Source organism: Tepidisphaeraceae bacterium (assembly GCA_035998445.1).
GTDB lineage: Bacteria > Planctomycetota > Phycisphaerae > Tepidisphaerales > Tepidisphaeraceae > DASYHQ01.
In genome coordinates this window covers 175,855-184,578 of sequence record DASYHQ010000005.1, presented here as the reverse complement: position 1 = coordinate 184,578, position 8,724 = coordinate 175,855, and the positions used below count along the sequence as shown (strand labels likewise).

Annotated in this window: 9 protein-coding genes and 1 tRNA gene; 9 read left to right on the top strand and 1 reads right to left on the bottom strand. The window is 64.8% G+C overall.

Going from position 1 to position 8,724, the window contains the following annotated elements:
• The 4 genes from VGN72_01005 to VGN72_00990 form a co-directional block, all read left to right on the top strand.
• Positions 1–258: phage integrase N-terminal SAM-like domain-containing protein (locus VGN72_01005; protein HEV7297915.1), on the top strand; the 258-nt coding region annotated here is incomplete at its 5' end.
• 61 nt (positions 259–319) lie between these two features.
• A complete protein-coding gene (locus tag VGN72_01000) occupies positions 320–613 on the top strand; it encodes a hypothetical protein (GenBank protein HEV7297914.1) in 294 nt (97 codons plus the stop codon).
• 334 nt (positions 614–947) lie between these two features.
• Positions 948–1,619 carry a hypothetical protein gene (locus VGN72_00995; protein ID HEV7297913.1) on the top strand — a complete coding sequence of 224 codons (672 nt, stop codon included), beginning with the start codon at positions 948–950 and terminating at the stop codon, positions 1,617–1,619.
• A gap of 125 nt (positions 1,620–1,744) precedes the next feature.
• Positions 1,745–2,158 carry a hypothetical protein gene (locus VGN72_00990; GenBank protein HEV7297912.1) on the top strand — a complete coding sequence of 138 codons (414 nt, stop codon included), beginning with the start codon at positions 1,745–1,747 and terminating at the stop codon, positions 2,156–2,158.
• 309 nt (positions 2,159–2,467) lie between these two features.
• On the opposite strand, the gene nadA is transcribed toward VGN72_00990, so the two are convergent.
• Positions 2,468–3,649, bottom strand: a complete 1,182-nt coding sequence (gene nadA, locus VGN72_00985; GenBank protein HEV7297911.1) for a quinolinate synthase NadA — start codon at positions 3,647–3,649, stop codon at positions 2,468–2,470.
• Positions 3,650–3,768: 119 nt separating this feature from the next.
• Here nadA and metF point away from each other — a divergent pair, with 119 nt between their 5' ends.
• From metF to VGN72_00960, 5 genes are all read left to right on the top strand, one after another.
• Positions 3,769–4,644 (top strand): methylenetetrahydrofolate reductase [NAD(P)H], encoded by an 876-nt coding sequence (gene metF, locus VGN72_00980; GenBank protein HEV7297910.1) that lies wholly within the window; start codon positions 3,769–3,771, stop codon positions 4,642–4,644.
• Between the two features lie 46 nt (positions 4,645–4,690).
• Positions 4,691–6,019 (top strand): peptidyl-prolyl cis-trans isomerase, encoded by a 1,329-nt coding sequence (locus VGN72_00975; protein ID HEV7297909.1) that lies wholly within the window; start codon positions 4,691–4,693, stop codon positions 6,017–6,019.
• 95 nt (positions 6,020–6,114) lie between these two features.
• A tRNA-Pro gene (locus tag VGN72_00970) sits at positions 6,115–6,190 on the top strand.
• A 359-nt stretch (positions 6,191–6,549) separates the two neighbouring features.
• A complete protein-coding gene (locus tag VGN72_00965) occupies positions 6,550–7,281 on the top strand; it encodes a hypothetical protein (GenBank protein HEV7297908.1) in 732 nt (243 codons plus the stop codon).
• Positions 7,205–8,716 (top strand): DNA polymerase Y family protein, encoded by a 1,512-nt coding sequence (locus VGN72_00960; GenBank protein ID HEV7297907.1) that lies wholly within the window; start codon positions 7,205–7,207, stop codon positions 8,714–8,716. The genes VGN72_00965 and VGN72_00960 overlap by 77 nt, the downstream gene beginning before the upstream one ends.
• Positions 8,717–8,724 lie beyond the last annotated feature (8 nt).

Genomic DNA, 8,724 nt, shown 5'->3' with positions numbered 1-8,724 from the left:
ATGAAGCTGCATCAACAGTTCGTTCGCGTCGCGGCGAGGGAGCGGTTGGCGGGAAACACGGTCGACGTGTACTGGATGTGGGTCGATCGGTTCCTGCGGTTCCACAAGCGGGGCGACGACTGGCGGCACCCGCGCGAGCTGCGCGGCGGGGAGATCGGGGTGTTCCTGACTCACCTGGCGGCGGAGCAGAAGCTGTCGGCGTCCAGTCAGAATCAGGCGATGGGTAAAACAAAGGTGACGCACGTCGAATCCGAGTAATCGATCTGCGTCAACTTTTCCCTCCCCCGTCACCTTTTCCCTCCCCGAAAAAGGATTTCGTGTGCGCGAAAACAGATTTGGTGCGCGCGAATATGAATTTCGTGTGCGCGAAAATCGGTTTGGTGTGCGCGAATATGAATTTCGTGTGCGCGAAAATCGGTTTGGTGTGCGCGAAAATGAATTTTGTGTGCGCGAAAATGAATTTCGTGTGCGCGAAAATCGGTTTGGTGTGCGCGAAAACGAGTTTGGTGCGTCCGGATCGGGGTTTGGGGGAAGGGGAAACTTCATTTCTGGGTCAGGAACGGCGATTTATAGTTATTGGACGCCGTGGGGTGGGGTGGGACCATCAATCTGAGCAGGGCGTCTAGAGCGTGTTATGCACTTTGGGGGCCAGTAGCGCAGGCGTGACGACGCTGGGTGCCACGGTTTGGTACGCCAAGCCGTGTCTGCGTGTACCGGCACGGCTTGGCGTACCAAACCGTGGCACCCAAGCCAGCTTCTGAGCTGGAAAGTGCATAACACGCTCTAAACCGACGCGCCATTTCGTTCGATGAAATGGGTGTGCCCGAGGCGCACTTGGCGCGGTGGATTTTGGCGAGGGCGATGCCCTCGCGCACCGTGGCTAAGGGTCGGGGGCACGTCCAGCGCACGCGGGGTGACCGCGGGGCGAGGGAAGACGGGAGGTTCTTATGAGCAAGAGTTTTTACACGGGCACGTATGAAGCGCTGCGTGCCGGAAGCGCCAACTTTGCGGCGTTGATTTCCGCGACGCCCACGGCGTTCGGGTTGACGGCCGACGATGCGGCCTCGTACGCGTTGTTGGACGCGGCGTACCAGACGGCTTGGTCGGTCGCCGACAGCCCGAACACGCGCACGTCGGCAGCGATCGTCGGTCGCAACGACAGCGCGATCCCGTTGCGGGCGATGGCCGTCACGTTGACCAACAAGATCAACGGGACGCCGACCGTCACGAACGAGCAGAAGACGACGCTGGGCCTGAGCGTGCGCGCGACGCCGTCACCGGCGCCGGCGCCGGGCATGCCCATCGACTTCTCGTGCACGCTGAACGGTGGCGCGCTCGACCTGAAGTGGAAATGCAACAACAATCCACGCGGGTCGCGCGGCGTCATGTATCAGGTGTGGCGCTCGATCGACGGTGGGCCGGACGTGTACCTCGGTGGCAGCGGTTCGAAGCAGTTCGTCGACAACACGTTGCCGGCGGGTAGTTCGACCGTGACCTACAAGGTGCAGGCCGTCCGCACGACGGCGATGGGCCCTTGGGCGTACTACGTCGTCCAGCTCGGCATGAATGGCGGCAACGCCACCGTGTCGGACGTGACGACGCCGAAAATCGCGGCCTAGTGTTTTGAGGGCCGTGAAACGAAGGACGAACGGCGCGGCTGGTGCAGCGCGCCCTCGTTCTTTTTCTATAAATATGGAATCGCGGGGCGGTTGACTGAACTATATCGTCCTGGGAAAGGTGCATCATGTCGCGACTGGAATCGTTCGTCCCTATGAAACGCAAGCGCAATCGGAAGCGCCGGGACACGACCGCTTCGCCGCCGGCGCCGCCGGTGGAACCGTTGACGCTCGTGTCGGCGGTGTACGACGGCGACGTGGAACTGGTGTTGACGTTGACGTTCAGCAGGGCGATCGATGTGGATGCGATCGATGGGGCGGCGATCATCGTCAACGATCCGGGGGCGATGTTGGACCGGTTGATCGGCACGGGCGGGGCAACGCTCGAGGGGCCGGCGACGGTGCGCATCGGGCTGGTGACGCAATCGGTGCCGCCGGTGCCAGGGCCGGTCACGCTGACGGCGGGGGCGGACAATGGGATCGTGGCCGTCGATGGCGGGGCGTGGGCGGGGGTGACGGCGGTGGTGCTGCCGTTTGGGTGAGGGCGGGGGCGGGGTGATGAGGTGAGCGGGGCGATCGGTCGGGTCGAGTTGGCCGAGCCGATGAAACTGCTGGCGGGGTAGGACAAGCGGAGGGGGAGTGCCGAGCGCAAGGCTTTGTCCGCAATCCAGACGATCTGTTCCGACCGCCTCGCAAGACGGGACGCCTCCCCGATCGTATCCCGCGACTACGTTCCGTCTTAAGAGAGTGTGCCGCAGCAGGCGGCTTGCCCGCCCGTGTTTTTGGCTGATAGAGCAGGACACGGGCGGGCAAGCCGCCTGTGGCAAACAAGGCGCGTTCTCGGACACAACCTAATCCACCGTCGTGCCGGCGGGCTGCTGCTTCATTAAAGGGTTGCCGGTGCCCTTGATGCTCAGCATGCGCTCGAGGGCCACCAAGGACCACTTGCGCGTGTGGGCGTCCACCTTCACCTCGTTTACCACGCGGCCTTCCAGCAGGTTTTCCAACACCCAGCAGACGTGGGGCAGATCGATGCGGAACATGGTGGTGCAGAGGCACTGGCAGTCGGAGAGCACGACGATCTTCTGCTCGGGGTGTTGGTTTTTCAGGCGATTGACGAGGTGCACCTCGGTGCCGATGGCCCATTCGGTGCCGGGCGGGGCCTTGCGGACCTGGTCGACGATGTAGGCGGTGCTGCCGGCCATGTCGGCCTTTTGGACGACCTCCCACTTGCACTCGGGGTGGACGATCACCTTCATGTCGGGATGGTTCTGCCGGACGGCGTCGATGTGTTCCGGGCGGAACAACGCGTGCACGGAGCAGTGGCCCTTCCAGAGGACGAAGTCGGCGTCGATGAGTTTCTGTTCGTCGTTGCCGCCGAGGTCTTGGCGGGGGTCCCAGACGACCATCTGGTCGAGCGGGTAGCCCATGGCGTAGGCGGTGTTGCGGCCCAGGTGCTGGTCGGGGAAGAAAAGGATCTTCACCTTTTGGCCGGGCTTCAGGGCGGCGGAATTGGCCCCACCGCGCAGGGCCCATTCGAGCACGTTGCGGCAATTGCTGCTGGTGCAGACGGCGCCACCGTGTTCGCCGACGAAGGCTTTGATGGCGGCGCTGCTGTTCATGTAGGTGATGGGGACGATCAGTTGATCGGGGCAGGTTTCGGTCAGCTGCGCCCAGGCTTCCTCGGTTTGGGGGAGGTTGGCCATGTCGGCCATGGAACAACCGGCACCCAGGTCGGGCAGGATGACGCGCACGTGTTCGGGCGTCAGGATGTCGGCAGACTCGGCCATGAAGTGCACGCCACCGAAGACGACGTAGTCGATGCCAGTCTGGTCGGCGGCCTTGCGGGACAGTTCGAAACTGTCGCCGGTGAAGTCGGCGAAGTCGACGATGTCGTCCTGCTGATAATGGTGCCCGAGGATGACCAACTTCGAACCGAGCGCCTCGCGGGCCTGCTCGATGCGCAGGCGCAGTTCGGCGTCGGACAGTTCGCTGTAGATGGGCGGTAACGGTTGTTGCCATGCCAGTGCCATAGGAGAAAATTGTAGGCAACGGACGGGCCAGAAACAAACGATCCGTTCATCCGGGTAAACGGATGGACAAGCGAGGGAAGTGATGTAGAATAGAGGACGGTTCGGGAAAGGGATTTCACATGCGCATCGACAGCTTGCTGGGCCTGGGTCAACCGACGATCTCGTTCGAGTTCTTCCCACCGAAGAACGAGGCGGGGTTCAACGCGCTCTATCAGACGATTGAGGACCTGAAGCCGCTGAAGCCGAGCTACGTCTCCGTTACCTACGGGGCCGGTGGCAGCACGCGGGCGAAGACGGTTGAGCTCGTCGAGAAGATCCAGAACGATGCGGGCATTCGATCGATGGCCCACCTGACGTGCGTGGGACACACACAGGATGAGATCGGTTCGATCCTGGACGATCTCTGGAACGCGGGCATTCGCAATGTGCTGGCGCTGCGCGGTGATCCACCGGCGGGGCAGTCGCAGTTCGTGGCGACCGAAGGGGGCTTTGCCTATGCCGATCAATTGGTGAAGTTCGTCCGCGAGCGGCACGACTTCTCGATTGGCGTTGCGGGGTATCCGGAGGGGCATCCGCAGTGCTTGAACCTCACGCGCGACATGGAATGGCTGAAGCGCAAGGTCGACAATGGCGGGAACTTCATTGTTACCCAGCTGTTCTTCGACAACGCCGACTTCTACCGCTTTCGCGACAACGCGCGGGCGGTTGGCATTAAGGTGCCGATCGTCGCGGGGCTGATGCCGATCGGGAACGTGGCGCAGATCAAGCGATTCGTGGGCATGTGCGGCGCGAAGATCCCGCAGCCGTTGCTGTTGAAGCTGGAATCGCTGGAGGCGGACGCGGAGTCGGTCTATTCCGCAGGCGTGGATTACGCGACGCGCCAGTGTGAAGATCTGATCGCCAACGGCGTCGATGGCATTCACTTCTACACGCTGAACAAGAGCAAGGCGACCGCACAGATCTGCCAGGCGCTGAGCGCGCCGCACGCGGCGTAGAAGTGCGGCCTTGTCGCGGTGGCGGGAGGACGATAGCGTGGTGAGCATGGATTCATGGCGCGTTACGCTGGCGACGGCCGTCTGTGCGACCACCCTGGTGGGCGGGTGCCGTTCTACCCCTTCGGCGCAGCCGCTGACGCCGTCGTCGTTCTATTCCAATCAAAACCCAGCAGCCGATCCGCCGGACCATCCGCTAGATAAGCCCGGCGTGATCGATTACGACGCGCCCCGGCGGCCCGAAAAGTCGACGCCGGCTGAACCGCTGATCTTGGCGCCCAAGCCCGCGCCGGTTCCCACTCCGGCGCCCGCGCCTGCGACGACGGGTCCCACGTCGTTGAATGGCGGAGCGCCTGTGACGCAGCAGTACGAAGACGAAGGCTTCCAGGTCGTCGGCTTCGTCGTGGCCGAGGTGAACGGCAACCCCATCTTCGCCGATCAGGTGATCAAGCAGTTGAAGTCGGCATTGGCGGCCGAGGCGCGCAAGCTCGATCGCGACGACTTTCGTAAGGCGGCCGGGGAATTGATCAAGCGGCAGATCGACACGCTGGTGATGAACGAACTCGAAATCGCCGCGGCCGAGAGTCGGCTGAACGAGGAAGAAAAGCGTAGCGCCGACATGATGACCATGCAGTGGCGCCTGCAGGAGATCACGCGGGCGGGCGGATCGGTGCAGCAGGCGCTGGAGAACTACCGCTCGCAGGGGCTGGAGTTCGACGAAGAGGTGCGCAAGCAGTACCAGCAGAACCTCGTGAAGGTCTTCACGTGGCGCAAGCTGATGCCGCTGATCCGCGTGAACGCCGCCGACATGCGTCAGTACTACGACGGCAACGCGAACCTGTACACGCAGTTCGGCCAGGCGACGTTCCGCGTGATCAAGATCGACCCGAAGCAGCACGGCGGCCGCGACGCCGCCGAGCGGCGGGCGCGTGAGATTCGCCAGCGCGCCCTTACCGAAGATTTCGCCGAACTGGCGGCCTCCGAGGCGAACGACGACCCGATCGCACGCCGCACGGGCAGCTTGCTGAAGGACATGAAGAAGGACAGCTACGTCCACGAGAAGGTCGAGGACGCTGTCTGGGCCACGAAGCCCGGCGAAGTGACCGACGTCATCGCCGACGGTGGGGCGTTCTACATCGCCAAGGTCGAATCGATTCAGGACGGCACCGTCACGCCGTTCGGCGACATGGCCGTGCAGGCCGGCATCCGCGAGCGGTTGATGAGCCAGCAGTTCCAGAAGCTGCGCGAATCGCACCGTCAACGCCTGATCCAGAATGCCGTCATCAAGGGGGGCACCGGCGAGCAACTGGCGATCACGCTCGACATGGCCATGCAGAATTACGACCAGTGGGCCAGTGCCAACTCCAGCGCCAACTGACGCTGGGGAACGCACTTCCACGCTAGGATGGGCCGATTGCTAGCCTTCGGCTTGTCGCGCGTTCCAAAATAGAATATGCTCTCGTTTCGCCAGTTCGGGGCGTAGCTCAGCTTGGTTTAGAGCGCTTGACTGGGGGTCAAGAGGTCGCAAGTTCAAATCTTGTCGCCCCGACTTTGAAGATGCACGAAGCCCTTTGACGATCGTCAAAGGGCTTTTTCGTTTGTCGCCGGTCTCACCGGTGTCGATCATTTCTGTGGACTTGACCGAGATGCCATAGAAGGGCGAGTCCTTCGGCGGATGGTGCGCGTCATCTGCTGCGCAACAGGGTTCCCGGCATTTGTTGATGCGGCTGTTTAATTTTCTGTCGGACGACCCACCACTATTAGTTGATCGGTTGATGGCTGTTAACCCCAGCGGAAGCGGTCTCATCGTAGATCGCCTGTTGAAGCTCGCGCGGGTTTAACTACAGACAAACCAATCTGATATGGAAATCATTGACGGATGGGCGGCCGGATCAATACCCTAACATAATGCGAACTTTTGGGAAGGAGTTTGGTGTGGTGGTGAGCCGTGCGCAGTTGCGGCACGCGCTGGATGCGCTGGTGCAGGGGCCGCCGGAGCAGGGGGCGTTTCGGACGGGTTTGGCGGGGTGGGACGGGCTGGCGCCCACCGGGCAGTTTCGCCGGGGGGCGGTGCATGAGTTGTTGTCGCCAGCGCTGGCGCCGACGCCCAAGCTGCTGGCGGTGCGGTTGGCGCGTGCGGCCCAGCAGGCGGGGGGCTGCCTGGTCTGGAGCGATCCGTCACGTGAGCTGTATCCCCCGGCGCTGGTGGCGGCGGGGGTGGATTTGTCGCGGTTGATCGTGCTGCGCCCGCGCACGCTGATCGACGAGCTGTGGGCGCTGACCGAGTGCCTGCGCTGCCGTGGCGTTAGCGCGACGATCGCGGCACCAGGCGCGCGCCTGTCGCGCGTCGCGGCGCGTCGCCTGCAACTGGCGGCGGAGCGGGGGGGTGGCATCGGTGTGTTCATGCGACCGCACGTGCCCGGTGCGTTTTACGCCGCCGCCACGCGGTGGCTGGCGCGGCCGGCGGTGGGGGATCGGGACGTTCAGCGATGGAGCGTGGAACTGCTGCACGGTCACGGAGGACGGGTGGGTGAGGTCGTTCTCCTGGAGGTGGACCGTGACGATGCGAACGCTCTGCGTATACCTGAAACGGTGGCCGATCGACCGGCTCTGCCGACGACGGCCCGAGCTACGGCGTAAACCGCTGGCGCTCGTCGACACGATCGCCCAGCGGCACGTGATCGTCCACGTCAGCCCCGACGTGCCACCGATCGTCCGGCCGGGCATGATGCTGACCGAGGCCCGCGCGCACTGCGCCGACCTGATCGACCTGCCCGTCGACCCTGCCAGCGATGGTCGCTCGCTGGAGGCGCTGGCCCGCTGGCTGGTGCGATTCAGCCCGTCGGTCGCGATCGACCCGCCCGCGACGATCTTCCTGGACGCGACGGGCTTGGAACGCCTGTTCGGTGGCGTGGCCAACGTGCACGCGCGCGTCGCCGCGGCGCTGCGCCGCCTGCAGATCAGCGCCGGCGTCGCGATCGCGCCGACGCCCGGCGCGGCTTGGGCGATCGCGGCGTTCGGTGGGGCGCATGCGCTGGCAATCGTGGAGGCTGGCGAGGTCGACGCCGCGCTGGCGCCACTGCCGCCGGAAGCGTTGCGACTCGATTTGCGCACGGCCAGCGCGTTGCGCGCGCTCGGCATCGCCAGCGTCACCGCACTTCGCCGGTTGCCGCGGGCGTCGCTCGGGGCGCGGTTCGGGCCGGCGCTGCTGCAGCGCATCGACCAGGCGCTGGGCGCGGTGCCCGAGCCGCTGGTCTACCTTGAACATCGCACGCCGGTGCGGGCGATCGTGGAGTTTGAAGGGGTCGTGGAATCCCTGGAGGCGCTGCACATGGCGCTGGCCGAGCTGGTGCGGCGCGTCGCGGCGCAACTGGCACGGCAGGGGCTGGGCGCGCGGCGGTTACAGGTGAGCATCGGTCAGCCTTACCTGCCGCCGCTCGAGAAGACGATCGAGCTGACGCGACCGTCGCGCAGCGGCGGCGATTTGCTGAACCTGCTGCGCTGCACGCTGGAGACGGTGAAGGTGAACGACGGCTTCCTCAGCGTCGGGCTGGCGGCGCCGACCACCGAGCGATTGCACGGCGAGCAGGAGGCGCTGATCGGTGGCGAGCACGAGCGCGTCGCGCGGGAATCGGACCGGTTGATCGAACGGCTCGACGCGCGGATGGCACAGGACGTCGAGCGCGTATCGCTGGTGGCATCGCACGCGCCCGAGCGTGCCTTCGCGGGCCACGGTCACATCGCTGCCAACCCCAAGGCCAGGGCGGATGCGGGGCCGGCGCATCCCGCGGCGCCAGCGCGACCGTTGCGGCTGTTCGCCAGCCCGCGCGAGGTGCGGGTAACGGTGACGCCATCCACCCGGCGCGACGGGTGGCCGGTGGCGTTCACGGACGACGCCGGTCACGTCCATCGCCTGTCGCACGTGCGCGGGCCGGAGCGCATCGCCGGGCAGTGGTGGCGCGGGCGGTGGAAGACGCGCGACTACTTCGACGCGATCGACGAGGCTGGCGGCCGCTACTGGCTGTTCCGCGTCGCCGAGAGCGGGCGCTGGTTCCTGCACGGGGTGTTCGAGTGAACGAGGGA